Genomic DNA, 23,733 nt, shown 5'->3' with positions numbered 1-23,733 from the left:
TCAGAGCTCCGGCGGGGTCGGCGGCGTTGGGTTCAGCGGATCGGTCTCGGAGGCTGGCCAGCGGAGCAGGGCCTGGCGGTAATCCAGAAGCGCTTGCTGCTGCTCGGCCGAGAGCGGATCCCATCGTTCGGGGTTCGTGCGAATGGCGTCGAAATTGTCGGCCAGCAGGGCGTCACGAAGCACCTTCAGGCGCTTGCGAGCCGGCGCTAGTCGCAGAGCGGCCAACAGTTCGGGATCTCGCGGAACGACTTGGTCATCTACGATCTCGTGGGTGAAATTCCAATCTTCGCGGAACTCGGACACCGCTTTGAACGGCCGCCCCAAGCCCTGCAGGAGCTCTTCCGTCGCCTCAACGCATTCGACGATCGGGCCGCTGTTGGAGCCGGGCGAGGCCGGCGCGAAGAACACGACGATCATTTGAGAAACCACCTGACGCGGAAGTTTTGCCGGTCGTAGCCGTCGTCGGGCTTGGTCATGACCGTCATCGAGACCGTGCAGGACCCAGCCGAGCAGGCGGCGCCGCCGAAGGTGCTCAGCTGCTGCATGGCCAGAGCGCCCGGCTGGTTGTTCACCGCCACCTGGGTCCCGTTGATGAACAGCTTGATCGCCGAAGAGTGGTAGGACGGGCCGTTGCCGCCGCCGTCGAGGAAGTTGCAGTTGCCGTCGACCTCGACATCCGCCGCATACGGTAGGGTGAAGACGTAGGTGAATTCCTCGACGTCGGCCCCCGTGCCAGCGGTGTAGGTCGACTTCGCCCCGCGGATGCGGTTGGTGACCGTATTGTCCGCCAGCTTCGGCGTCGTCAGCGTGCCGGTGATCGTCAGATTGCCGTCGATCGCCACGTCGGCGACGAACTTCACCTTGCCAGCGACCGTGTCGACGTAGACGACCTTGCGCTCGACGCCGTCAGTCCCGACCACGCCCCACTCGTCGGCGACGAAGTAGATCGAGACAATCCGGCCATCGTTCATGATGACCTGTCCGCCGACATGGCCATCGGCATTGATCGACAGCACGGCCTTGCCGACGCCTTCGCCGTCGATCGACTTCAGCTCGGTGATGAAGGTGTTGTTGCCGTTGGCGGTGTTCTGGACCTGCTCGATCAGCTCGACCGTGTCGCCCCGGAAGACGACAGCGCGCAGCACCTCCTCGGCCGTGGCGATCTTGGTCTGATCGACATCGTCCAGGACGTCGTCGCGCGGCCGACCGGCGATCGTGGCGGTGTCGGCCGAGGTGTGATTGCCGGTAACGTCGGCCCCATCCTCCGGACGCTGGCCATTGTCGTCGCCGACCCCGCTCCAGGGAACGGTCGTCGCGCCGCCGGCAGTCGACTTGCCGGTGATGACCGTCGTCCAGTCAGACCCGACGACTTCGCGCGAGGGATCGGCCAGGGGAATGACCCGGGCCTCGAGCGTCGCCGAGGCGGCTACGCCGTTGGTCGTGACCAGGAAGCCGGCGTCGATCGTCTCGCGCGTGGTGGCCGAGGTCGGGGCGGCGTCGGCCTCGCCCAGGACCCGCACCTCGACCCGCACGCCCAGCACGGCCGGATCCACCGGCGTCGACCACACCGCCCGGATCGCCGGGACCTTGGAGCCGTCGTCGCCCATCAGGTTGACCGTGAACACCTCGACGCCGGCGAGCGCCAACGGCGCGGGCCTGGCCGTCTCGGGCGGCGGCGGCGTCCCGGGTACGATCTCGTCCGTGGCCGCCGTCCAGCCATAGGCCGACGACGCCACTTCGCGCAGGGCCAGGGTGCGCCGCCAGTTGGGCGCGCGCGACCAAGCCTCGACCCGGTAGACCACGCGGCCGCCGTGGTGGTAGCGATCCGAGGTCCAGCCGATCCAGTCGCCTTCCTCGAGGCCTGAGAATCGCGGCGGCAACGGAATGGTCGCGCGGCGTTCCATGCGCGACAGGCGGCGCTCCATCTCGGCGCAACGCTGGCCCTGCGTCCCCGAGGTCACGAAATCCAGGGACAGCGGCGTCTCGGCCGGGCCGCGATCGTCTTGGATGTCGGCGATCGACCGGCGGATCGGCGCGGCGTGGTCGCTCCAGTTCTGCGCCGGCTCGATATAGCGGCCGACCACGCTGTTGACCCGCTGAGGAGCCGGCAGGAAGCGATCGAAGACCACCTTCTCGCCGACGACCAGGTCGGCGTCGGTGATCTCGACGACGGTGCTCTTGGCCTGGCCGGGCTCGATCTCGACCCCGCCCTCGCGCTGGACGATGACGCCGCCCATGGCCGCGGCGAACCGCTGTTCGGTCTGGTCGTGGGTCTCGTCGGCGCGGATGACCGCCGCGATCCTATAGCGGCGCTCGGTTCCGCCGGCCTTCAGGGCGACCAGCTCGTCGCAGACGTTCGCTGGGGCGAAGACGTTCTCCGGCGGCGCCTCGATGTCGCTCAGGCCACGGCCGACCAGGAGCATTTCGGGCTGGTCGACCTGGTCGCGAGCGTAGACGCCACGGACCCAGTTGTACCGGCAGACATAGGCGTTGTCGTCGTATTCCCAGGTCGACGGATCGTTCCAGCGATGGCTCCCAACACCACCCGGCAGCGAGCCGTCCTTGCGCGGGTCGTAGCAGCGCTTGCCCCGAAACACCCACTTGAACGACGGCCGCCCCTGCGACCAGACCTTGTCGTTGGCCTTGTAGGCGGCCCAGACCTTGGTGGTGCCGCGTAGGCGGTCCTCGGACGCCATGCCGGCCGCGCCGGCGAACCGGGCCGGAGGGGGCACGTCGTTCGAGCCGTTGATGAACTCGATATCCAGGCAGCCGCTGAAACCCGTCTGCAGGCCGTTGGCGGAATAGGGATAGTAGTCCGAGCCGATGAAGTAGCCTTCCAGAGCGTCGATCGGGTGATCGGCCAGGGCGATCTCCAGGACCTCCCAGTCGGTGTTGAACTCGCCGCCGAAGTTGGCGGCCGTCACCAAGGACCCGCCGCTGCAGACGCGGCCAAACACCGCTTCGCGCGGATTTTCCCCGACGCTGAGCGTGGTGACGCTGGCCTGGCGCTCCTGCTGTTTCTGCTTGGGACCCGTCAGCTTGGATAGGGCAAAGGCGCTGGCCAGCTGCAGGGCCGTGGTGATCACGAAGGTCGCGACCGTGGCGGCGGCCCCGGTCAGGCCTATCGCCGTCACGATGGCGGCGCTGATCGGGTCGGCATGGGCGATCGCCGGCGCCGTCAGCAAGGCCAACGCGCTGGCGGTCGCCGCCAGCCAACGCCGCAGGGCGCGACCGGCCATCACAGGGCGCTCCAGGCGCGCAGCATGGCGGCGCGCGGCAAGCGGACCAGACCGGTCGGGCCCGGGCCCACCAGGGTCGCCCCCTCGATGACCATCACAGCCTGGCCGGTGGCGGTCTCGACCAGGCCGCCGTCGCCGCGGGCGGCCTGCGCCAGAGGCACGGACGTCAGGACGCCGTCCACGGCGGCCTGCAGGCCGCCCAGGCCCTTGAGCACGCGCAGGGCGCCGCGCTGAGACGTCCAATTCGGCAGGGCCGCCAGGCGGTCGACGCCCGTTTGCGCCAGGATCGCCGCGCCGAAGAAGCTGATGCAGTCGTTGGCGCGCTTGCCCCATGCGAACGGCGCTCGCATACGCGCCTCAATCAGGTCGACCAGGGCGGCGTAGTCGCGCACGAACTCACTCGACATGACCGGCGAGCCCCGTGTTCTGGTAGAAGTTCGAGACCAGGGCGTTGGGCAGGGCCGAGGCCGCCCGTTGCGGCGGCTTGCCGCCCCAGTTCAGGGTGATCTCGCCGGCGTAGGACACGGCCTTGAAGCCGCCGTCCGTGCCGACCACCAGGCGCTGATCGGCGTCGGTGCGCATCCGGCCCGAGCTCCGGCTCAGGCCTCGCACGGCGCCCTCGATGGCGGCCGTGACGGTCGAGGCGCCGCCGATCTGGTCCTCGACCGTCAGGCGGTCGACCTGGCCACGCTGGACAACCCGGGCCGACAGCAAGGTCGAGCCCGTCTGGTTGAACAGCAGTTCCCACAGCACGGCCGCAGCGCCGCGGACGGTCAGGGTGTCGACCAGGGCCAGGGCGTCGGGATCCACGCCCGACAGCGACAGCGTCGCGCCCTGCTCGGCTCCGCCCAGCTGGCCGCCGGCGACCGACACCAGGCCGCGATCGCCAATGCCAACATAGGTGTCGCCGCTCAGGATCAGCGGTCCATGGCCGCCCCAGACGCACCAGGGGCCGGTCGTCAGGGCCAGCTTGACGGCGCCCACGGCCAAGGCCGTGCCGTCGTCCAGGGCGGCCTGGGCGGCTTCGGGATAGACGAACATTTGGAGGACCTCAGGCCAGAAGCTGCTGCAGGGCCTTGATCGAGCCGCTGAGCGCCTGTTGGCGCGTTTTGCCGCCCAGCTTGGTTTCGCCGGGGATCAGCTTCATCAGGCAGTCGGGACGGTCGAGCGTGGCGTCCGCCCCTGTCGGGACCAGGGTCGGCAGCGGCGGCTCGACGCTCACCAGCAGCACGCCCGAACCGTTGGCGACCCCCGGTTCGACCACGCGGACGAGGGCGCGACGCTGGGCGCCCGTCGTCGTCCACTTGAACCCGACATAGTCGCCCCAGCCAAGCGCCAGGCCGACGGGCTGGCCCTGCAGGGTCAGGACGTCACGGGTGCCGTTCACCGACCAACTGGTCGCCACGCCGTCGAAGGCGCCGCCGCCGGCGCGGACCATGCCGGCGAAGCCGTTCGGGCAGGACAGCGGCAGCGGGCGGTGCTGCTCGGCGGCGAAGAAGGTGCGGCCGGGGCCCCGCTGAGCCGAGATCCAGGCGCGCCATTCGTCCGCGCGCAGCTGGCCCGAGGTCGGCAGGCTCCACTCGGCCTCCCAGAGCGGGAAGCCGGCGGCGATCGAGCCCAGGCGGCCGCCGGCTTCCGGCGACAGGTAGTCGACGCGCTGGATCTCGAACGATTCTTGCGTGACGCCGGCCGAGGGCATGGCGCGCGGAAAGACCAGGGCCATGGTCAGCCGACCCGGATCTGGCGACGGGACATGCCGTCGTTCACGGCGCCAACGACGTTCTCGTGGAAGCCGGCCTTCATAGCCGCCAGTTCAGCGCGCAGCGCCGCCACTTCCGCGGCGTCGCCGCCCGTGACCGTCAGGACCGGGGCGAAATGCGCCGAGACCGTGACGCCACCGGCCGCGACGGGGCGATCGTTGGCGGCCTGGACCATGGCCATTGAGGCGGCGTGAGTTTTTATCTGGTCGCCGGCCCGGAGCTTCCGCAGCTCAGGACCATCCTCGCCGACCCAGGCGTAGCCTTCCAGGGCGCTTTCGGTCCCCTTGGCGTAACCGGCGGCCGCCAGCTTGGCGTTGTTGCCGGCCAGCATGCTGGCGGCCGCCGCCAGGGCGTCGCCATTGCCGCCGCCCCCGCCGCCACCGGTCAGCAGCGAGGTGCCGAGCGACACGACCTTGGACCAGAACCCGCCGCCACCACTGTCTTTCTTGCCGAACGCGCTGTTGGTGATGCTGTCGGCCAGGGCGTTGGCGGCGGTGTACTTCAGTCGGTCGGCGAAGGTTGCCAGGAAGTCGCCGCCAGTGAAGCCGGCCACCAGGCCGTCGTGGAACGATTGGCCCGTGCTGACACGGAAGTCCTCGAGGAACGCGTTTTTGGCGTTGAACGGAATGAAGCCCTCGCCAGGCTCAGCCAGGTTCATGCGCTGGGACGACGAAAGGAATTGATCCTTGGCGAGAGCCGCGTCCGACATGCCCTTCTTCAGGCCTTCGAACTCGGCCTTCATCTCCGCCGCAACCTGGGCCTCGGCGCGACCCAGCGCGATCGCCCAAGGCAGGCGATCGCGCATGGCCTGGGTGATCAGCTCCTGGATCCGAAGCTGACGCTCGGCGTAATCGATCGCCGACGGGTCATTCGAAGCCTTCGCGACCTCCAGTTGGCCGCGCAAGGCCTGGGTCTTGAGGTCCTGGTTCTGGCGGTCGATCTCGGCCTGCTCTCGCGCCTCTTTTGCGTCGTCACGGGCCTCCCTGCGCGCGGCGGCAGCGGCAGCGCGTTGGGCTTTGCTCAGAGCGGAGGCCTGCTGGGCGGCCGTCTTGTAACCGGCCGACAGCGCCTCGATCTGGTCGTCGAGCTCCTTCAGCGCGGCCTTGCTGTCCGGATCGTTGACACCGAGAGCGCGAAGCTTTTGACGATCGGCCACGAGGCCGGCCAGTTTGGCGGCTTCAGGATTGTACTTGTCGATCAGGTCCTGGCGGTCGGTGCTCCGCTGGCTCAGCCCGCCGGTGCGCAGCCGGTCCATGCTGGCGACGTAGTTCTTGTACAGGTTGGCAAGCTGACCTTCATAGAATTTCTTCGCAGCGAGCGTCGTTGCGTCCGCGCCGCCGCGGGCGATCTGAGCGTTGGCGATCGCGAGGCCTGTCCGGGCGCGAGTGGTCTGCTCCGCCTCAGAACCGCCGGTGACCAGCCGATCGATGTAGTGACCGACCTCGTCGAAGGCGTTGGATGCGGCGGTGCTGAGCCCCTTGAAGGCGTGCGCCCAGCCCGTCGTCGCGTCCGAAGCGCTTAGAAGCGAGTTCTGCAGCTTGTCGACCAGCAGCGCCTGGGCCTCGGCCTCCTGGCCTGACCGCGCCAGGTTCTCGATATGGCGCTGCTCGCTTGCGTCGAGGAAATGCAGTTTGGCGTTGAGATCGCCCGCGCCCTTCACAGGGTCGGCGAAGGCCGCCCCCAGTTCCTTGGTCGCGCCGGCGGCGTCCTGCCCGGTCACCAGGGCGTAGCGCTGCGTCACGCCGATCAGATCGCTCATCACCCCGCCGCCGATGCGGCCGGTGTTGGCATAGGCGGCCGCCATGTCGCGCGCCGACTTCACCGAGATGTCGCCCGCCTGGGCGCCAACCTGGGCCTGGGCCATAAGCTGGTCGGCGCTGAGACCAGCGGCGGCGCCCAGGCCGCGCGCTGCAACTTCCAGCTTGAGTGTCGAGGCCTCGTAAGCGGCCTGGGCGGCGGCGGCGGCAATCACCGCGCCAGTCGTGGCCACGACGGCCGCGCCGACGGCGATCATGCTGGCCGACGCCTTGAAGCCGCTGGTCGCGACGGCGTCCAGGATCTGGGGGAGCTGCTGGCCGGCAATCATGCCGGGGCTCTGGCCGCCGATCGCGCTGGTGAAGACATCAGCGCCCTGCCGCGACAGGTTAATCAGGCCGGCCCGCTGCTGGCGGGACATCTTTTTACCGCCGACCTCGTCGGCCGACAGGAAATCGCTAGCCTTGGCTGCGTTCGGCGAACCGGCGCGGACGCCGAGGGCGGCGTTGAACTTCGCCTGCTGTTCCTCGGCGGTCTGAAAGTCGCGAGCGGCCTGGGCCATTTTCTTGAACCGCGCCATCTGGGCGTCGGTGTAGCCGCCGAGGTTCTGCACCGAGCGCGTGGCGCCGTCAAAACCGGCCGAGATCGCGTCGCCCGAGGCCTTGCCGGCCTTGCCGACTTCGCCCAGGTCGCGCTTGACCTCTTCCTTGCCTTCGGTTTTCAGCCGGTAACCGACCTGGCGCGTCGTCATGAGGGCGGTCTCCAGGCATAGAGCACGTAGGGCTCAAGGTCGGGGAAGAGCTCGAGCACCAGGGCGGTGTCGGCTCGGCGGGCGGTGGCGGCGGCGAGGACGGCCGATAGGTCCAGCGCATAGGCGCCGTTCATGCCGACGCGGACCTGGCGCTCGCTGGCCAGGAACACGGACCAGACGTCCTCGCCGGCGGGCGTGCGACAGGCGTTCAGGGTTTGCGGGCAGGTTTCGCAGGGCGTCTCGCACGCGGCGCAGAAGTCGCGGCCGCCCCAGGGCGCGCCGAGCTCGTCGTCGGCGCTCCCGCCGGCCCAGCGCCAGCGAGCGAGAGCGCGGATCCGTTTTTTTCCGCATCCAGCGCTAGCCCGGGCAGGACGTAGAGACGGTCGACTTGCCGGAACACCTGGGAGTCCTGGGTGACCATGAGCTCGACCAGAGCCTTGGACAGCGGCAGGGCGACGCCCTTGGCGTCACCGACACCTTCCCAACGGACGGCCGCCCAGCTGGCGACGCCAGCCGTGAACGCGACGTTGGCGTCGGGATCCTCGGCCCCGGCCACGAGGGCCCGTTGCAGGGCCAGTTGGCCGGCGACGGCCGCGCCGCTGGCCCAGGGGCGAAAGAACAGTTTGCCGCCATGCGGCAGCTCGATCGGGATCAGGTCCCGCGGGGCGTCGTCAACGACATACATGCAAGATCTCGCGGAGAGGCGGGATGCGAGCGCCGCTCGCATCCCTGGGGCTTAGGCGTAGCTGGCGACGTCGTTGACCAGCGTGACGATCAGGACGTCGCCGGCGGCGTTGCGGTGCGCCTGGCCAGGGAACGTCCCCTGGACGCCGCCAGGCCCGGTCACGGGCAGTTGCGGCTTGGGCAGGCGCAGCTGGGGGACGCGGAAGGTCAGCCGGGCGTCGGGTCCGGCCCGCCAGCCGAAGGCGATGTCGACGGGCGTGCGGCCGGTGGCCAGGTCGAGCAGCGACATGTCGGCGAACCGGCTGACGATCTCCGGCGTCACGGCGACCATGCCGGGATCGACGCCGTCGATCCGGCCGTCGGCGCGGATCACCTCGGCCTTGTCCAGGCCGTTGCTGACGTTCATCGCGCCGCTGACGATGTTGCCTAGCGGCACGCCCTCGCGCTCGATGAAGCCGGTGAATTGCGAGAACCGGGTCAGGACCAGTTCGGCCAGCGTGCCGGCGGCGCTGGTCGTGGTGCGCGGCTTTTCCCCCTGGGCGATGATGTTGAACGTGGCGTTCAAGTTGCCCGACCGCTGCATGGGGACGGCCAGGGTGTTGTACATCGCCCCGTAGTTCATCGCGAAGGTCGGCACGTCGGGCATGCCGATCTCGATCGCCGCGTCAGGCAGGATCAGCGCGCCGGCCTTGAAGACGTGGTTGTAGGGCCCGGCGGCCGAACCGCCAGCCAGGGTCGCGCCCGAGACCGTGACGTTGGACGCCGGCGAGCTCCCGGCCGCGATCGTCATGGCGTTCCCACCCGTCCCGACCGCGTCGTAGGTCACGGTCACGGCGGCGGCGTCCAGGTCGGTCGAATAGGACGCAACCGCCACGCCGGCCACGGCGCTGCGATTGAGGGCCCAGACGGTGTTTCGGACCGTCTCGGCGACCGTGGCCCCGATCAGGATGTCATTGGCGCCGGGGGCGCTGGCCTTGAAGGTGAACGCCTGGCCGCCGATCGTGATCGTGCTGTTGACGGTCGGCTGCAGGGCGAAGGTCAGTTTGCCGGTGGCGGCGACGCCCTGGGTCGTCTGAGGCGCGCCCAGTAGCAGCTTCAGGTGCAGGCCGAACAGACGCTGATCGACGGGCACGGTGATCGAGCCATCGTTGACGATGACGTCCAGATCCGGCTCGAGCGGGTTGCGGCCGTAGCCCAGGACGTCGCTCTCGACCAGGCCCTGGGTCTCGCCCAGCGCGATCTGAGAGAACGGGATCTTGGTGAAACCCGAGCCGGGCACACCGCCGTAGAACGAGGGAAAGGCGATCGCCACTTGGGCGTTCGCGCCACGAGCGCGCATGGGACGTCTCCTAGGAAAATCGGGCCGCGGCCCAGGGGTGTCAGTCGAGGGTGGTGTAGACGGCGATCAGGCCGATCTCGGCCCAGATCACCTCCGGCGCGCCGAGGGTTTCGGCGTCGTCCGTGACCGGCTCTTCGGCCTCGAGCCACTCGGCCAGGCCGCCCAGCTGGCGGTTGGCGCGGACAGCGGCGCGCAAGGCGGTGTTGGCGGCGTCCAACCAGGTCACCGCGTCGGCGCCCGCCGGCGGGGCCAGTTCCAGCGAGATCCGATGGTTGTAGGTCTTGCTCAACGGCGACATCAGCACGTCCGGTTCTCCCGGGTCGCCGTCGCGCATGTTGACCACGCCGCCGGCGGTCAGCCCGTCCGCCTTGGGCGCGTTGCGGCGCATGTCCGCATTGGGAAGCGCGGTTTCCACCAGCAGCTCGACGGCGGCCAGGACCTGGGCGCGGGTGCTGGCCATCGTTATCTCCAGTGCTTTGTCAGAAGGCCCGGCATGCGGTCGGCCGCGCGCTCGGCGATCTGGGCCCCGGTCAGGCGCTTGCGGACCTGCACCCAGGGCGTGAGGGTGAACATGAACACCAGCTGCGACTGGCGGCCGCCGCGCAGCCGGCCCTTGGTGGCGGCCTTGAAACCCTTGCCGCTCCGGCCCGCCACGGCGTTGATCCAGGCGGTCCAGGTCCCCGGCTTGTGACCCCGGCGGATGATCAGGTCCTGGTTGAAGGCGAGCTCGACGTCGAGCGGCGTCATGCGCTTGCCGCGACCCTTGAGCGGCACGTTCTTGGACGGCAGCGCCAGATAGCGGCGGCCGCCGGTCGGGCGGATCATCGCGCCGTTCTCGTAGACCTCGATCAGCTTCGGCGACTTGGTCCAGACCCAGCCGGCCGGATCCAGGCTGTTGCGGCCGCCTTCGGGATAGACTTTCGAGCGCCAGGTCAGGGCCAGGCGCCGACCCAGGCCGGCGGCGACGACATCCTCGCGCAGGTCGTTCTTGAGAAGCGCCGTGCCCTCGACCATGGCGGCCGTGGCGATGTCGGCCAGGTCATCCTCGAGCTCGGTCGTCGCTGGCGCGAAGTCGACCTCAGCGCTGACGCGCATCAGAGGCGAACCGCTTCGCAGATCCACTCCAGGCCGAAGCGCTCCAGCTTGGGCTTGGCGATAAGGCTGAAGGCCTCCGCCGTTTCGACCGTCACGACCTGGTCGCCCTTGCTGGGCGCGCTGACCTCGGATCTCCGGACGCGCAGGACGATCGTGTCGACCTGCACGCGGCTGCGTCCGAGCTGCAGGTCCTGCTCGGCCTCCTCGCGCTTGATGCGCACAGGATCGGAGCCATCGCCCGGCGTCCAAGCCGCGTCCTCGCCATAACTGGCGTAGACGGCGGCCAGGAGCCGGGCTCTGCGGTCAGCGACCGGGCTCATGCGCGATCAGATACCCGACAGCTCGACGATCGAGTCGCCGCCCGCCTCGACCTCGGCTTCCGAGGCGAACCGGGCGCGGCCGGCAGCGCGAAGCGCCTCGGCTTCGTCCTCGGGAACGCTCAGCAGCGCGCCGATCGCGACCATCTCATGGCCCGGCTGGGCCCAGACGACGGCGACGCGACCTTTCTTCGGATGCTCGGCGTCATCCAGATTGGTCGGCGCGTTCGGATCCGCGCCAGCCGCCAGGCCGACGGCGGCGCCGTCCGGCTCGGCATGGGCCGGGGCGGGCGCAACCTGGTCGGCCGGCAGCGGATGCGGAGCCGGGTCCGACTTGACGACGGGATCGGCGGCCGGCGCGGTGTCGGACGGCTTGTCCGCCGGCTTGGCGTGACCCTGATCTCTGTTGGCGGCCAACACGGCCAAGCAGGCGCCGAGCGCCAGATGGGAAACAAACGAGCGCATGACGCTCTCCTCTCTTTGGGGTTAGGAAGAAGCCGCGGCCTAGGCCGGCTGGCGGATGACGATGCGGCCGACCGTGTCGGTCGTGGCGGCCGCAGCGGTGGCCTTGCCGACCTTGGTGTTGCCCGAGGCCGTCTTGGTCAGGCGCTTGTTCGTGACGTCGAAGTAGATGTCGTCGCCGAACGCCCAGGCCTGGCCCGAGCCCGCGCCTTCCTTGGCGTGGTCGAACTCGCCGGCGATCTTCCCGGCCGCTACGTCGCCAGCGATGTTGCTGGTCACCGGGATAAGGAACAGCGCGCCGATCAGGAGGCCGACGCCGGACGTGCAGCCGCCGCTGGGAACGGTGAAGTTGACGACTTCACCCTCGGAAATCTGGGTCTTCATGGTTTCAGGTCCTTTGCTGGAGGGTGCCGGGGGTGCGTCTCCGGCGAAGACGTCGGGAGCCGTCGCCCTAGGGCGGCCGGCGGCTCCGGAGATCTTCGCGAAAGACGAAGGGCCGCCCTTTCGGAGCGGCCCTTCGTAAGGTGCGGGGAAGTCTGGAGGCTGGCCTAGAGGCCCGCGTTCATGCCCAGGCCCTTGGCGTCGATCGCCTTCACGGCGAAGTCCAGCCGGGCCTTGTACTCGATCCCGTCGACTTCGAAGCCGACACGCTCGTCGAGGAACACGCCGTCGTCGCCCTCGAGGTAGGCGTATTCGATGGTGTCGACCTGCGAGTTGTCCGCCGCATAGAACCACGGCACGGCGCCGGACGAACGCGACAGGCGCGCCTCGACGACCACGTTGAACGCGTTCTCGTAGACGTTGGTCGTGCCCGGCGTGGCGCCCGCTTTCTGCGAAACGGGCGAGCCGCGCAGCTTCAGGGCCGCGACCTTGTCCTTGGGCGCGACGATCATCCAGGCCGGGGTCGCCGAGATCGGGCGGCCCTCGATTCCCACCTGAGCGGCCATCGCCTGTTCGGCGTCCGACCAGCTGTCTTCCGAGATCGCCGCGCCGGTGCGCAGGTTGCCGTGGGTGGCGTGGAACAGGGCCACGCCATCGCCCATGTTCGGGTTGGCGATCAGCGGCGCATAGGCGGCGTCGCTTTCGAAGTCGGCGGCCGCTCGGCCCCACATCGAGGGGATGCGGGTGAAGGCGTCGACGTCGTCGTTGATGATCGTCTGGCGGGTGATCGCGAAGCGCCGGCCGTAGGTGGCCAGGGCATAGACTTCCTTGGCTTCGCCGATCGTGCCCATCTTGAACGCCCCGCCCTCGGGAACCAGCAGGAAGGACGGCGCGCCGCCCAGCTGTAGGCGCGTGACCTGGCGGAAGTCGGGGACGGTCGCCCGACGCTGCCACGCCTTGAACGTCTGGGGAACGGCCTCGTAGCCCGCGCGCAGGGTGCGGTTGGAGACGTTCGACAGGACGTTCGGGAAATCGGACGTGGAGTGCTGGCGCAGGGCCAGGTCGGCGATCTCCCGGCGACCCAGCCCGGACACCTTCTCGCCGTTCCGCTCGAGGTTCCGACGGGTCATCTCCAGCAGGGACATGCCGCGATACTCGCGCCCGGCCTCGTGCAGCTCGTTGGCCGGGTTGTGGCGGTGCAACAGGGCAGACGCCATGGCCATGCGGGCGGTGTCGCGCTCGTCGACCGTGACGCGGGCCGCGCCCATCGCCGGCGTCAGCGGCGTGCGGGCCCGCTGCTGATCGGCCGCCGAGCGCATGAGCGCCTGGCGGGCCGCGTCCGGCGACAGGGTCGTGGCCCAGGTCCGCACCTGGTCGCCCTCGACGCCGAAGCTCCGGGCGAAGTCGACGAAGTCCAGGACCTCGCCGGCGTTCATGCGAACGGCGCTCGCATCGACGGGCGCGGCGGCGGGAGCCGCCGGCGCAGCGGGGGCCGGAGTCGAAGCCGGAGCGGCGGGCGCGGCTCGGGTTTCGGCGGCGGGGGCAGGAGCCGCCGGGTCGGCGGTGATCGTGGGGGCAACTTCCGGCGGCATGGCGCGGATCTCCGTTTCTATGATGCAGGGATGAAGGTCGTCCGCCGAACGCATCCCTGCGTCAGGATCGGCGGGAACGGGCGTGAGGGAGGCTTCGGTGAGCTCCCAGCTGGTGACGAGGAAAATCGGCACGCCGCCTTCCTCGCCGGAACGGATCATCTTGAGCGGCCGATAGCCGATGCTCACCCCGCGCAGGTTGCCGGCGGCGACGCGGGCTTCGGCTTCTCGGCCGCGCGGGGTCTCCTGGTCGAAGCGGACCGGCGTCACCAGCTGGCCGCGTTCAATCCGCGCGCCGATGACGACGCCGAGCTGATCGGAGATCGACCAGCGGTTATGGCTGTCCAGGAGCGGAACCTGATCGGCGTCGATCCGCGTGGTGACCAACGCCTCGGCGCTCATGTCGAGCTCTTCGAGGTAAGGGCCATCCCAGTCCCAGCGCAGGACGCGGGTTCCGGTCGCGGCGATCAGGTCGACGGTGTGGGCTTCGGCGTTGTAACTCGACGGGGCGGCTGCTCGCCGCTGGGTCGGCAAGCGCGTTTCTCGGCGCGTCACGGCGCGGGGAGGAGGAGCCGCCGGGTCGGCGGTGATCGTGGGGGCAACTTCCGGCGGCATAGCGTTCTCCTAGTCTTCCGCGGAGGCGCCCTTGGGCGCGATGTATCCAGCCGGCGGCTGCAGGCCGCCTGAGCCGTCGACGCGACGAGCATCGGTGTCGAAGACCAGGCCGGCCTTGTCGGTCGTGTCCTGCCAGGCCTTGATCTCGGCGGCGTGCTCAACGGGGTCGATCCCGCGCTCGGAAAGCGCCTTGGGCACGGACTTCAAACCGGCCCGGATCTCAGCCTTCTCTCCAGCGGTGTCCTTGATCGGATCGGTCACGCGCCGGATCGGCGGCGCGTACTTGGCCTTGACCTCAAGGAACCTTCTGTCGCCGATCTCCAGGGCCAGCCGGCGCATCCGGCGCTTGACGGCCTTGGCGACCATCAGCGGGATGATTACGTTCTGTTGGCGCACGTCGAGCAGCTGCAGCTCGCCCAGACGCGCGGCGCGGAGGCTCGTATAGCTGCTGTCGGTGACGTCACCGGTAACCAGGTGATAGGGCGAAAGCGCCGCCGTCGCGGCCGCGACCTGCTGCTTGATGAACCCGGTCGTATCGCCGCCCGCGGGCGGGTTGACCGCCGTCGCAGTCTCGCCAGCCCGCGCCCGAAGGATCATTCCAGGCCTGACCGTGTCGGGCAGCTTGTCGCCGGCCGCTGAAGCCGACGCAGCCGCTCCCTCTTCAAATGGACCCGTCGGGGTCCCCGTGTCCGGTGGGGACAGAACCAACGCCAGGCAGGCCGCGATTTTTTCCTTGAGCATCCGCGCCTGCTCGGTGTCGGCGATGTCGCGGAAGTCCATGGCGTAAGGCGCAAACCACGAGATCCCGCGTGATTGGCTCGCCCGCCGCTGTCGGAAGACATGGTCGACGTCTTCCACCGAATGGAAGACCGACCGGCCCCACATGCCGCCGGCGTCGCCGGGATGATAGGGGAACAGCCAGTAGCCGACCCGATGGTTGCGGGCGTTGTACTGGACGCCCTGGACGATGCGGTCGCCGTTAGACAGGTCCTCGTTCTTGCCCTCGTCGAGGTAGTCTCCCTCGAGGATCCGGATGAACCCGTCAGGGCCCGTATCGTCCGGCTCCCAGGCGACCAGCATGTCGCCGCCCTCGGCCATGCCGCTGAACACCAGTTCCTGGGCGCCGTAGAAGTCCTGCCAGCCATCGACAGGGCTCTCGGCCCACTCGTCCCATTTCTCCTGGGCCTTTTTCTGAACGGCCTCGACAGGATGGACGAGCCGCACGGCGATACCGTCGCCGATCGTGGCCGCGACCATGTGTTCGAGGGCGTTCGCCGCATACTTCGTGTTGCGGACGAGCTCACGGACGCCGTTCCGCGTGCCCTTGAGGCCCTGCTTGATCTCACGATCGGCGCTGCCGTTCGTCCGTTTCCAGTTCTGCGTGCGGCGACCGTGCCCGGCGGCGTCATACTGCCGCTGCAGCTGTAGGGCGGCGCGCTCGGCCTCGCGGCGGCGCACCAGGTTCGGCGCGAAGGGTTCGATGACCCGGTCGATCAGCTGGCCGAGTTGCATGGCCTATTCCCGATCGAAGGCGACGGCGGAGAAGCCGAACGATGACGCGGGGCGGCCGGCCACGCCCGAGGCGGCGTCCCGAAGCCCTTCGAAGTAGGTGAGGCGGTTCCGGATGTCGGCGAACGACTGGTAGGTCACCCGTTCGCCATTGCTCTCGATCGTCAGCTCGCCAGTCGCCAGCGCGCCGCGCAGCGCCGTGATCTCGGTGGCGTAGTCGGGTGCGGGCATCAGAGGCTCCAGTCCGAAGTGTCGATCCACGAGTCGGCGGCGGCCGGCTCGGCGGGGGCAGGGTCGGCCGCCGCCCGGGGGGACGAGGCGGCGGCCGGTTCGGACGCCGCCAAGGGCGTAACGGCGTCCGGAACGGGGCGATTGGCCAGGGCGATCAGGTCGCCCTGCAGAGGGTCTAGGCTGGCGTAGCGGTCGGCCTGCAGGGCCAGCCATTCGGCGTCGCTACGGCTGTCCAGCGCCATCGCCTCGGCGGCGGCGCGGTTGTAGACGCGACAGTCGAGCCAGTGGTTTTCGCGGCCGCTTTCGACACGCCACACCCGACGCGCCTGGCCGTTCTTGGTTTCGGTGACCACACTTTCCGAGGTCAGCATGTCGAAGTAGTCGGCGCCGGCGTCCCGCCCGAAGTGGATGCGCCCGCGCACCGGCTCCGGGCGGCCACCCTTGGCGGCTTCCTCGGCCGCGGCGATCGACGTCCGCAGATGACCGTAGAAGCTGAACTTCGCGCCGAACGTTCCGACCAGGTAGGCGTCGTCGCCCGCGAGCTTGCGCCGCTTGCGGCGGTTGTTCTTTCCGACCTCGAACGCGATCGCCTGGCCGCGGCCCAGGATCGGCAGCGTCCAGCCTGGCCGACCGAAGACCGGCAGCCGCTTGGGCGAGCGACGGCAGAAGGCCTTGGCGGCTTCGGTGTTGTAGCCCGCGTCGACGCAGATCTGGTCGTAACCGTACTGGCGGCCGCCGGGCAGAGTGAACTTGCGGGTCGCCACCTCCTCGAGGCGGGCCCAAGCCCCCTGGCCGGCGACGTCCGTCGCACCGGGCAGGAACCCGTGATCGAGCTCCCAATTCTCCAGACCGGCGGCCCAGCCCAGGCCTTCGTAGTAGATCCCGTCGCCCTGGACGTCGACGCCGAGCGTGAAGACGCAGGGGCCCCAGGGCAGTTGACCCTTGCCCCAGTCCTGCTCGCGCAGCACTTCCAGCTTCTCCGCCGGCGGCGCGTCGCCCTTGAGGACGAATTCCTCGCCCAGCTGCAGGTTGGTCCAGCCCCGCAGCTTGTCGACGTCGCCCAGGGCCGCCACGAACAGCGTGCAGAGGTCCGCCCAGCTGATAAACGCCGAGATGATCCCGGTGATATGATAGCCGGGGTTCAGCGATCCCACGTCGCGCGCCCGCCAGCGCTGGAATTCCTCTTCGTCCATCCACCGGGGCGGACGGCCGTCCTCGAGCTCAACGGTCGCGCACCAGCCGTCCTCAAGGGACATGGTTTCCTTTTCCCAGTGCGCGATCGGCACGCCGCAACAGGGCGCGATCAGCTCCGCCAGGTCGGGGCGGCCGTCAGGCCACTTCAGATCCGTGAAGACCGGGTCGAAGCGGGAGCCACAATGGCGGCACTTCAGGTAGTACCGCCGCCGATCGCTGCCGGCGTAAGCGCGCCCGATCTTCGAGGCGCCCTTGTTTGTCGGCGTACTGATCTTCAGCCGCTTGGCCATGCCCTGGCGAGTGAAGACCGTCAGGCGCGTGGTGACCATGATCTCCGGCGAACCCTGGTTGTCCAGGTCGTCGGGGAACTGGTCGAGATCGTCCTCGATCACGTAGCGGATCGAGTGCTGGCGCAGCGTCGCGGCCGAGTTGGCCCCGGCGATCAGCATCCAACCGCCCTTGCGAAACCGCACCCGGTTGGCCGTGGTGCCGTTCCCGTCGCGGGACCGCTTGGGCATGATCGCTCCGCCCTTGGCCGGGTTCAGCCGGGGCGTCGCCTCGACCATCGGCCAGAACTTCTCCGCCAGCCAATCCTTGGCCGCCGAGATCGTGGGACCGACGTACATCATCGGGCCGGGCGCGACGTCGGCGATGCAGCCGATCATGTTCTCGCCGGTCACCGAGCCGCCCGACTGGCCGCATTTGATGATGATCACTTCGGGCGCGGGCAGATGCGGCGAGCAGTCCCGTTGCGGCTCCTTCAGGTACGGGGCGCGCTTCGGATCGTAGGGCCCAGGGTGCGGGGCGTCGTCGCCGAAGTGGCGGAAGACCGCCCACTCGTCGACGCCGATGCGCGGCGGCGGACGCAGCCCCCGGGCGAAGGCGGTGTCGATGCGAGCGGCGTTCGCATCCAGGATTTTCGCCGCATGGGGCGAGGGCGTCTGAAACGGCGCGTTCATCAGCCCTCCAGTTCTAGATCAGCCTCCTCCTCGTCCGGAACGACCGCCGCGAGCACGACGTCGACGGCCCGCTCGACCTGGGCCTCGGCTTCCAGTTCGCCGGCGACCTTGTCGAACATGCTGTCGAGCTCGCCGCCCAGCAGGGCGATGATCGTCCGCGGATCCGTCTCGGCGGCGATCCGCTCCGCCAGCTTGCGAACGACGCCGTGCGTGCGCTCCCGCACGACACGCCCCATCTCGCCGGCCCGTCGCTCGTATTCCGGCAGGGAGACCAGTTGGCCGAGCAGCTGGCCGTTTTCGATCTGCCGCCGGGTGATCCGTTCGCGGGCCTCGTCGAGCCGGATCTGTTCCAGGGCGTTGAGCCGCTGGGGAGGGCGCTCCGGTGAAGCTCCGCCCCCTTCCCCCGAAGACGAGGGCGATTGTTCGGCGGCCGCCTGGTCGGCCTTGCGGGGTCGGCCGCGTGTCGTGTCGACCGACGCCCGGATCAGCAGTGCCGAGCGCTCGGCGTCGACCAATTGCTTGCCCGGACGTTCTGGATCCGGGGCCAGGAGGATCAGGCCCTTCTTGTTCCAGTTCGAAACCGCCGACGGCCCGACGTTCATGTGGGCGGCGAACTCGCCCTTGGTCATCAAGGAGGGCATGAATTCACGGCCTTCATAATGAATTTCAGCCCGTAACTAACGGAACGTCGCGCTCAGCCGCACCGCATAGGGGCGGGGGTGGCGGGGAAGGACCCGAGCCGATGGGGTCGAGGCTCGCAAACCCTTGTGGCGTAAGGGGTTGCGCGTGGTCGCGGCCAACAGAAAGCCCGCCTCGACAGGGTCGGGCGGGCTTCGGTGCGCAGTTCAACGCTTGGTTCTTTTCATGAATTAACGGGCCCCGATTCGCAAGCCCCCATTGCCGTGAAGCGCAGCCAGGGCGATCCGAAGGGCGAGCTGCAGGGCCTGCAGGTTGGACCGCTTGACGTTGCCGCCGCTGCCCAGGGAGCGGATGGGCTGACCTTCGCCGGCTACGACCCGGAGCACCGACAGGGCGCGGCCCGTGCGATCAGCCGCGGCGACGGCGGTCTCGACGCCGGTCAGGCGCACACCGGCGTAGGCGCGGAAGAGGCCGGCGGCCACGGCGCCATGGCTGCTGTCGCGGATCGACCGAGGGCGGTCCTCCAGCTGGGAGCCCAGGCCCGCGCCCTTCCCCGCCTGTTCGAACAGCAGGCGATAGGCCAGGCCCACCCGCTCGTCGGTCTCGGTGAGAGCGCCGCTCTCAACCAGGGACCGCAGGCCATCACGGCTCTTGATCCGCTTGGCCCCGGCGTCGTTGTAGCTCTCGACCTTCTCGCCCCGGCGCATGGCCTGGTCGACGGCGGCGACGACGGCCGAGCCGAGCTCCTGCTGCACGCCCTTGATCAGCTGATAGCTCTCGCGCTGGGCCTCGGCCCGGGCAGCCTTGCCGACATATAGCTGCTGGTTGAGGCGGTAGGCACGGCTTAGCCGCGAGCGCTGGTCCTCTGTCAGGCCAAACTGCATGGCGTTGCGCAGCAGATAGACGGCCGCGCCTTCGTCCGGAGCCCGCTCGACGAACGGCGTGACGTCGCGTCCCACCGTGTCACACCCGGCGTCCCACTTCTTTCTTTTGATTTTCTTAGATAAATTAGAAGGTGTGACGGATGGGACGGGTGTGACGGATACACTCGTCCCCGCGCCCGCTCGCTCCTGCGGGGGTATGGGGGGCGTCCCAGGCGTCACACCCGTCACGGGCGGCGGATTACTCTTGCCACTCAATGTCTTGCTCCGGGACGCTAGGTGTGACGGGACGGGACGACTGGGACGCCAGGCGGTCCAACAAGGGGGTGAGGGGGATCGCCAAGCCGCGCTGCTGCACGCCCGCGCCATAGCGCAGCTGCTTGGTCGGCCAGGTCTGGTAGTCCGGCCCGAGGGCGTCGAGGTAGGACAGGGCGCGTCGCCAATCCTGCCACTTGGTCGGGGAGAAGATCTTCTCGAGCACCGGGTGATGGTTGGAGACGATCAGCCACGGGCCTGTTCGGCCGTCGGGACCGACGTCCTCGTAGAACAGCATGCCATGGGCCTTGAGTGGCCCGATGTACTCGCGGTCGCCGGCCGCCAGGCGGTCGACCATGATCCCGATCGTCAAGCGCCGGTCATTGCGGAACTGGTCGGTCGATGCGGCCATCAGATGGGCGAAGGCGTCGGCCCCCGGATTGGTCACGACCTCGATCGACTCGCGCTGGGCCAGCAGGGGCCGCCAGAACCGCGCTTGGGCATCCGCCATCTCGGGGGTGAGGGGTTCGTCGTGCAGGAGCAGCCTTCGGCCGGCGGCCAGCATGGCGATCAGGTCGGCGGTGCGCGGGCTCTCCTTGGCGCGCTGCAGGGCCGCCTTGACCATGGCGACGTCGGATCTGTAGCGCCGTGCGCCCAGCAGGATCCTGGCGAGCAGCTTTGGGGCCAGGGCTTCGGCCTTGGCCTGGATCATGGCCAGGTCGTCGTCGGACGCCAGATCCTGGCCTTCCTTGGCCGCCAGGGGCAGCAGGCGGACCTCGACGATGCGCGATCCGTCGGCCGGGCCCAGCTTGGGCGGCAGGATGGCGGCCAGCATCACCGAGCCGACCGCCGTCTGGGTGGCGACGTTGCCGTCCTGGCCGACCTGCTTGCGCACGCCGCCGTCACCGGTCGACATCCGCCGAAGCACGCCCAGGGCCTGCTCGACGACGCCCGCGCCGCCATGGGCGTTCGCGCCGCCTTCGGCCTCATCGATCAGCACCGGCCGGGCCATGCCCGACAGATCCGAGCGGAACCCGGCTTCGGAGAAGCTGTCGATCACCGGGCCGGCCAAGGCCGACATCAGGGCGTGCACCAGGTGCACCAGGGTCGTTTTGCCCGATCCCTGCAGGGCGTTGAGCATCAGGTGGCCGCGGAACGGCGCCACCGCGCCCAGCAGCGCGCCGACCAGCCATCCGGCCATTACGTCGGCCCCGGAGAGGCCGTCGATCCCGATGGGCTCGAAATGCCAGCTGTCGAACTGGCGGCGGATCCACGCCCCGTCCTCGACAGTGCAGGGCTTCCCAGGCTTGGGCCCGGAGGCCGCCAGCCTGTAGAGCGGGCCCGAGCGCACGCGCATCATTTCGGCGATCGAGCGCTTGTCGACCTTACGGCCGCTGGCGAAGCTCCAGACCTCGTCGCCCCGGTGCAGCATCACAGCGCCGGCCTCGCCGGGCCAGACGCCCAGCGAACGAATCGGGCGCGAGCTGTCCCAGAAACCCGCCTCGCGACACTTGCGGACGAACCAGATCGCGCAGGGCTCGCGCTGAAACTTGTCGGCCCGGTCGCGCCAATAGGTCAGGAAGCTGGCCCCGGCCTGACAGGCGAATATGTCGGTGCGGAGCATCGCCCCGACCTTGCTGGCCACTTCGCTGCGCAGCTCGCCCTCAGGCATGGCGAACCACACCTTGGCGCCGGCGAAGCCGAGCGGGATCACCGGACTCTCGGAAACGTCGGGGTTGGGAAAGCCCTTGAGCAGGCTCTCGGTGCCTTCGGGCGCGTCTTCCATGCCCGCCAAGGCGATGGGCTCGTAGCTGGCCGGTTCGGCAGGCGGCGCGCCGCCATCGTCGTCTTCCAGGCCGGTTTCGTCGATATCGTCAGTCATACGCTCACCCCCAGGCGCGCCTGGTCGGCCAGGACCAGGCGGCGCAACTCGTCGTTCCAATCACTGTTGACGGGCGGCAGGGCGGCGCGGACGCGCTCCGCCCCGGCCGCCGCCCATTGCTGGCGCGCCAGGCGGCCGCACAGCGCCGCCCGGGCCTCGCCCTCGAGCAGCATGGCCGTCTTTCGGCCCCGCCCGTTCCGAGCCCAGACCTTGAGGGCCTTCATGTCGCGATCGACCCCGACCACGACTTCCGGCCACGGCTGGTCTTCGGGCGCACGCCAGGTGAAGGCCGGCTGCTCCAGGGCGGCCTGGGGGTCGTTCAGGTCCAGACAGCTGTCGCTGTCGACCCGAACGCCGCCCTGAAGTCGGTTCAAGGACAAGGCCGCCGCCGCCCGGGCGCGACGGCCTTGCAACTGGGCCAGTGAGGCGAGAGACAGCACGGTCTCGACGCCTTCGCCCGTCATGAGGGGCGTTCCGTCCAGGCCCTCGCCCGAAGGGCCGATCAGCCAGGCCCCGCCGGGGCGGCCGTTCAACGTCTGGGGACCGATCATCCGCTTGCCCAGCGTCTTGTCGCGGCCGGATCCGTCGCGCAGAAGATAGGTGGCGTGCACGCCGCCGGTCGGCCCTTCCTCGGTCACGGGACGCACCAGCAGGGCCGGGGCCCGGACCCAAGTTTCGCGCTTCGGATCCCAGCTATGTCGCGCGGCGGGGTGATAGCGCATGGCCGGCGCCGCCCGGGCGACAACCGCCGGGTGGATACAGCGCGACAGCAGGTACTTCTCGGCCAGCGAGCCCAGGACCGCCGTCGACGAGTCCCACATCTGTTGCGCCATCTTCAGCTTGCGGGCCGCGTCGTCGTCGACGTCAGCCTCGGTGATCACCGGGCGCGGGGCGCGCTCGACCACCTCCAGGCCCAGCAGCCGCCGCGCCGCATCGACCGGCGTCCCGCCCTCGAGCAGCTGCTCGAGCTCGATCACGTCGCCGCGCTTGTCGCAGCTCCAACACTTGAACCGCCCATCGCCGGGATAGACGGCAAAGGGCCTGGAGCCCGATTTCTTTCCGCAGGACTGCAGAGGGCAGATCCCACGCTTCTGGACCTTGCCGCCGTACAGCTTCACGCCCGTCTGCTCGACGCGCTCCTCGATCGACACCCGATCCCGGGCTTCCTCGAACAGATTGTCGATCATGGGCGCGCCTCGGTGCGAGCGCCGCTCGCATCGGCTCCAGCCAGGTCCTCGCCGGCGGGCAGCAGGCGATAGCGCGCAGGCGTCCCGCGCTCCCGCTCGGTGCGAGGCAGGCGCTGGGCCAGGTTCATGGCGACCAGGGTCGGCCAGAGCGCGCCGTGGACCGCGTCGCTTTCGGCCGTCGCGCCCTCCGGTCGCCGCGCCAGCGCCTGTAGGGCGGCGAAACGAGCGGGGGTCAGCGGGATCAGGTTGTAGGTCTTGGGCTTTTTCATGCCGCTCTCCGGCCGCCAAAGCGCTCGGCGTCGTCGGCCCTGGTCAGGCGGTCCTTCGTGCCGGGCGGGATCAGGATCGACAGCCAGCCACCGGCGGCGCGGTTGGCGGCGATCAGGCCGCCGAACGGCGAGCTCGCCTCGGCCTCCGGCGTCATCCACACGAACAGGGCATAGGCCGTGGCGGTCGACAGCTCTGGATCCCAGCTGCCCAGCTGCATGCCCACGCGCTCACAGAACGTCGCCTTGACGCTCAGCCGGCACATCAGGTCGTGGCGGCCCTCGCTCTCCTCGAACGGCAGCCTGCAGAGCAGCGCCACGCCACGGCGCACGCGGCGCAGACCGATCTCGGCGAAGGCCTGAGCCAGCACGAACGGCGGGTTGGTGATGATCCAGTCGGCCGGCTCCAGCGCCGGGTCGTCGGGATCCAGTTCGTGCGTGGTCGGCGCGAAGAAGTCCTGCACCCAGCCATAGCCGTAGGGATGCACGTCGCTGGCCTGCACCCGGAACCGCTCGGCCAGGGCGCTGGCCATATGCCCCTCGCCGCAGGCGGGCTCCCAGACGCGCCGGGCTCGACGGTCGAACCGGCGCACGACCTCGCCGCACGCCCGCGCCGCCCAGAGGGGCGTGGGGTAGAACTCCAGGGCCCGCATCAGCGCGGTATGGTCGTCGTCCTGCTCGACCAGGCGAGGCGCGCGGCGCTCGACGACGGAACGGTTGGCCACGGGGCCGGCGCGCGTCAT

At 69.5% G+C, this 23,733-nt stretch carries 24 protein-coding genes; all 24 read right to left on the bottom strand.

All coding sequences use genetic code 11. The annotated features are described in order from the left end of the window. Positions 1-417 (bottom strand): hypothetical protein, encoded by a 417-nt coding sequence (locus ASD47_RS06015; RefSeq protein ID WP_056753025.1) that lies wholly within the window; start codon positions 415-417, stop codon positions 1-3. After that, positions 414-3,239: a hypothetical protein gene (locus ASD47_RS06010; protein WP_056753022.1), complete on the bottom strand. Its 2,826-nt coding sequence runs from the start codon at positions 3,237-3,239 to the stop codon at positions 414-416. The genes ASD47_RS06015 and ASD47_RS06010 overlap by 4 nt, the downstream gene beginning before the upstream one ends. Next, positions 3,239-3,646: a hypothetical protein gene (locus ASD47_RS26980; RefSeq protein WP_056753021.1), complete on the bottom strand. Its 408-nt coding sequence runs from the start codon at positions 3,644-3,646 to the stop codon at positions 3,239-3,241. Before ASD47_RS26980 ends, ASD47_RS06010 begins: the two co-directional genes overlap by 1 nt. Then, on the bottom strand, positions 3,636-4,280 hold the full coding sequence (locus ASD47_RS06000) for a hypothetical protein (RefSeq protein WP_056753018.1): 645 nt from the start codon (positions 4,278-4,280) through the stop codon (positions 3,636-3,638). The genes ASD47_RS26980 and ASD47_RS06000 overlap by 11 nt, the downstream gene beginning before the upstream one ends. A 10-nt stretch (positions 4,281-4,290) precedes the next feature. Then, entirely contained in the window at positions 4,291-4,962 is a 672-nt protein-coding gene (locus ASD47_RS05995; RefSeq protein ID WP_056753016.1) for a hypothetical protein, read from the bottom strand. A 2-nt stretch (positions 4,963-4,964) separates the two neighbouring features. After that, on the bottom strand, positions 4,965-7,505 hold the full coding sequence (locus ASD47_RS05990; protein ID WP_056753011.1) for a phage tail length tape measure family protein: 2,541 nt from the start codon (positions 7,503-7,505) through the stop codon (positions 4,965-4,967). Next, a complete protein-coding gene (locus ASD47_RS26500) occupies positions 7,502-7,675 on the bottom strand; it encodes a hypothetical protein (RefSeq protein ID WP_156402128.1) in 174 nt (57 codons plus the stop codon). Before ASD47_RS26500 ends, ASD47_RS05990 begins: the two co-directional genes overlap by 4 nt. 38 nt (positions 7,676-7,713) lie before the next feature. Then, the gene (locus ASD47_RS05985; protein WP_056753008.1) at positions 7,714-8,190 is read right to left on the bottom strand and encodes a hypothetical protein; all 477 of its coding nucleotides are present in this window, start codon (positions 8,188-8,190) and stop codon (positions 7,714-7,716) included. A 51-nt stretch (positions 8,191-8,241) separates the two neighbouring features. Then, positions 8,242-9,528, bottom strand: coding sequence for a phage tail tube protein (locus ASD47_RS05980; protein ID WP_056753006.1), 1,287 nt, complete (start codon positions 9,526-9,528; stop codon positions 8,242-8,244). A 40-nt stretch (positions 9,529-9,568) separates the two neighbouring features. Next, a complete protein-coding gene (locus tag ASD47_RS05975) occupies positions 9,569-9,988 on the bottom strand; it encodes a hypothetical protein (RefSeq protein ID WP_056753003.1) in 420 nt (139 codons plus the stop codon). Between the two features lie 2 nt (positions 9,989-9,990). Continuing rightward, positions 9,991-10,623 (bottom strand): DUF6441 family protein, encoded by a 633-nt coding sequence (locus ASD47_RS05970; protein WP_056753001.1) that lies wholly within the window; start codon positions 10,621-10,623, stop codon positions 9,991-9,993. Continuing rightward, complete coding sequence (locus tag ASD47_RS05965; RefSeq protein ID WP_056752998.1) at positions 10,623-10,943, bottom strand: hypothetical protein; 321 nt, start codon at positions 10,941-10,943, stop codon at positions 10,623-10,625. Before ASD47_RS05965 ends, ASD47_RS05970 begins: the two co-directional genes overlap by 1 nt. Before the next feature lie 6 nt (positions 10,944-10,949). Beyond that, positions 10,950-11,405: a hypothetical protein gene (locus tag ASD47_RS05960; protein WP_056752995.1), complete on the bottom strand. Its 456-nt coding sequence runs from the start codon at positions 11,403-11,405 to the stop codon at positions 10,950-10,952. Between the two features lie 39 nt (positions 11,406-11,444). Next, the gene (locus ASD47_RS05955) at positions 11,445-11,786 is read right to left on the bottom strand and encodes a DUF2190 family protein (protein ID WP_056752993.1); all 342 of its coding nucleotides are present in this window, start codon (positions 11,784-11,786) and stop codon (positions 11,445-11,447) included. Positions 11,787-11,950: 164 nt separating this feature from the next. Further along, positions 11,951-13,987 carry a prohead protease/major capsid protein fusion protein gene (locus ASD47_RS05950; protein WP_082564486.1) on the bottom strand — a complete coding sequence of 679 codons (2,037 nt, stop codon included), beginning with the start codon at positions 13,985-13,987 and terminating at the stop codon, positions 11,951-11,953. Between the two features lie 9 nt (positions 13,988-13,996). After that, entirely contained in the window at positions 13,997-15,499 is a 1,503-nt protein-coding gene (locus ASD47_RS05945; protein WP_056752990.1) for a phage portal protein, read from the bottom strand. A 3-nt stretch (positions 15,500-15,502) separates the two neighbouring features. Further along, a complete protein-coding gene (locus ASD47_RS05940; protein WP_056752987.1) occupies positions 15,503-15,727 on the bottom strand; it encodes a phage head-tail joining protein in 225 nt (74 codons plus the stop codon). Beyond that, positions 15,727-17,880 (bottom strand): phage terminase large subunit family protein, encoded by a 2,154-nt coding sequence (locus ASD47_RS05935; RefSeq protein ID WP_056752985.1) that lies wholly within the window; start codon positions 17,878-17,880, stop codon positions 15,727-15,729. The genes ASD47_RS05940 and ASD47_RS05935 overlap by 1 nt, the downstream gene beginning before the upstream one ends. Next, the gene (locus tag ASD47_RS05930) at positions 17,880-18,521 is read right to left on the bottom strand and encodes a hypothetical protein (protein WP_156402127.1); all 642 of its coding nucleotides are present in this window, start codon (positions 18,519-18,521) and stop codon (positions 17,880-17,882) included. The genes ASD47_RS05935 and ASD47_RS05930 overlap by 1 nt, the downstream gene beginning before the upstream one ends. A gap of 228 nt (positions 18,522-18,749) precedes the next feature. Beyond that, a complete protein-coding gene (locus ASD47_RS05925) occupies positions 18,750-19,478 on the bottom strand; it encodes a hypothetical protein (protein WP_056752980.1) in 729 nt (242 codons plus the stop codon). A 163-nt stretch (positions 19,479-19,641) separates the two neighbouring features. Then, positions 19,642-21,537 carry a hypothetical protein gene (locus ASD47_RS05920; protein WP_056752977.1) on the bottom strand — a complete coding sequence of 632 codons (1,896 nt, stop codon included), beginning with the start codon at positions 21,535-21,537 and terminating at the stop codon, positions 19,642-19,644. Then, a complete protein-coding gene (locus tag ASD47_RS05915) occupies positions 21,534-22,724 on the bottom strand; it encodes a hypothetical protein (protein WP_056752974.1) in 1,191 nt (396 codons plus the stop codon). Before ASD47_RS05915 ends, ASD47_RS05920 begins: the two co-directional genes overlap by 4 nt. After that, positions 22,721-22,993 carry a hypothetical protein gene (locus ASD47_RS05910; RefSeq protein WP_056752972.1) on the bottom strand — a complete coding sequence of 91 codons (273 nt, stop codon included), beginning with the start codon at positions 22,991-22,993 and terminating at the stop codon, positions 22,721-22,723. The genes ASD47_RS05915 and ASD47_RS05910 overlap by 4 nt, the downstream gene beginning before the upstream one ends. After that, on the bottom strand, positions 22,990-23,733 hold the full coding sequence (locus ASD47_RS05905; RefSeq protein WP_235525777.1) for a hypothetical protein: 744 nt from the start codon (positions 23,731-23,733) through the stop codon (positions 22,990-22,992). Before ASD47_RS05905 ends, ASD47_RS05910 begins: the two co-directional genes overlap by 4 nt.

Source organism: Caulobacter sp. Root1472 (assembly GCF_001426985.1).
GTDB lineage: Bacteria > Pseudomonadota > Alphaproteobacteria > Caulobacterales > Caulobacteraceae > Caulobacter > Caulobacter rhizosphaerae.
This window is presented reverse-complemented; position numbering and strand designations above follow the sequence as displayed.

What these genes read in the sequence shown, in the direction of transcription:
- ASD47_RS05965 (WP_056752998.1), bottom strand. Translation starts at nt 10,943, where the DNA reads ATGAGCCCGGTCGCTGACCGCAGAGCCCGGCTCCTGGCCGCCGTCTAC.
- ASD47_RS05950 (WP_082564486.1), bottom strand. Translation starts at nt 13,987, where the DNA reads ATGCCGCCGGAAGTTGCCCCCACGATCACCGCCGACCCGGCGGCTCCT.
- ASD47_RS05915 (WP_056752974.1), bottom strand. Translation starts at nt 22,724, where the DNA reads ATGATCGACAATCTGTTCGAGGAAGCCCGGGATCGGGTGTCGATCGAG.
- ASD47_RS05960 (WP_056752995.1), bottom strand. Translation starts at nt 11,405, where the DNA reads ATGCGCTCGTTTGTTTCCCATCTGGCGCTCGGCGCCTGCTTGGCCGTG.
- ASD47_RS05990 (WP_056753011.1), bottom strand. Translation starts at nt 7,505, where the DNA reads ATGACGACGCGCCAGGTCGGTTACCGGCTGAAAACCGAAGGCAAGGAA.
- ASD47_RS06000 (WP_056753018.1), bottom strand. Translation starts at nt 4,280, where the DNA reads ATGTTCGTCTATCCCGAAGCCGCCCAGGCCGCCCTGGACGACGGCACG.
- ASD47_RS05980 (WP_056753006.1), bottom strand. Translation starts at nt 9,528, where the DNA reads ATGCGCGCTCGTGGCGCGAACGCCCAAGTGGCGATCGCCTTTCCCTCG.
- ASD47_RS05930 (WP_156402127.1), bottom strand. Translation starts at nt 18,521, where the DNA reads ATGCCCTCCTTGATGACCAAGGGCGAGTTCGCCGCCCACATGAACGTC.
- ASD47_RS05995 (WP_056753016.1), bottom strand. Translation starts at nt 4,962, where the DNA reads ATGGCCCTGGTCTTTCCGCGCGCCATGCCCTCGGCCGGCGTCACGCAA.
- ASD47_RS06010 (WP_056753022.1), bottom strand. Translation starts at nt 3,239, where the DNA reads ATGGCCGGTCGCGCCCTGCGGCGTTGGCTGGCGGCGACCGCCAGCGCG.
- ASD47_RS05940 (WP_056752987.1), bottom strand. Translation starts at nt 15,727, where the DNA reads ATGCCCGCACCCGACTACGCCACCGAGATCACGGCGCTGCGCGGCGCG.
- ASD47_RS05920 (WP_056752977.1), bottom strand. Translation starts at nt 21,537, where the DNA reads ATGACTGACGATATCGACGAAACCGGCCTGGAAGACGACGATGGCGGC.
- ASD47_RS26980 (WP_056753021.1), bottom strand. Translation starts at nt 3,646, where the DNA reads ATGTCGAGTGAGTTCGTGCGCGACTACGCCGCCCTGGTCGACCTGATT.
- ASD47_RS05945 (WP_056752990.1), bottom strand. Translation starts at nt 15,499, where the DNA reads ATGCAACTCGGCCAGCTGATCGACCGGGTCATCGAACCCTTCGCGCCG.
- ASD47_RS05975 (WP_056753003.1), bottom strand. Translation starts at nt 9,988, where the DNA reads ATGGCCAGCACCCGCGCCCAGGTCCTGGCCGCCGTCGAGCTGCTGGTG.
- ASD47_RS05970 (WP_056753001.1), bottom strand. Translation starts at nt 10,623, where the DNA reads ATGCGCGTCAGCGCTGAGGTCGACTTCGCGCCAGCGACGACCGAGCTC.
- ASD47_RS05985 (WP_056753008.1), bottom strand. Translation starts at nt 8,190, where the DNA reads ATGTATGTCGTTGACGACGCCCCGCGGGACCTGATCCCGATCGAGCTG.
- ASD47_RS06015 (WP_056753025.1), bottom strand. Translation starts at nt 417, where the DNA reads ATGATCGTCGTGTTCTTCGCGCCGGCCTCGCCCGGCTCCAACAGCGGC.
- ASD47_RS05910 (WP_056752972.1), bottom strand. Translation starts at nt 22,993, where the DNA reads ATGAAAAAGCCCAAGACCTACAACCTGATCCCGCTGACCCCCGCTCGT.
- ASD47_RS05955 (WP_056752993.1), bottom strand. Translation starts at nt 11,786, where the DNA reads ATGAAGACCCAGATTTCCGAGGGTGAAGTCGTCAACTTCACCGTTCCC.
- ASD47_RS05905 (WP_235525777.1), bottom strand. Translation starts at nt 23,733, where the DNA reads ATGACGCGCGCCGGCCCCGTGGCCAACCGTTCCGTCGTCGAGCGCCGC.
- ASD47_RS05935 (WP_056752985.1), bottom strand. Translation starts at nt 17,880, where the DNA reads ATGAACGCGCCGTTTCAGACGCCCTCGCCCCATGCGGCGAAAATCCTG.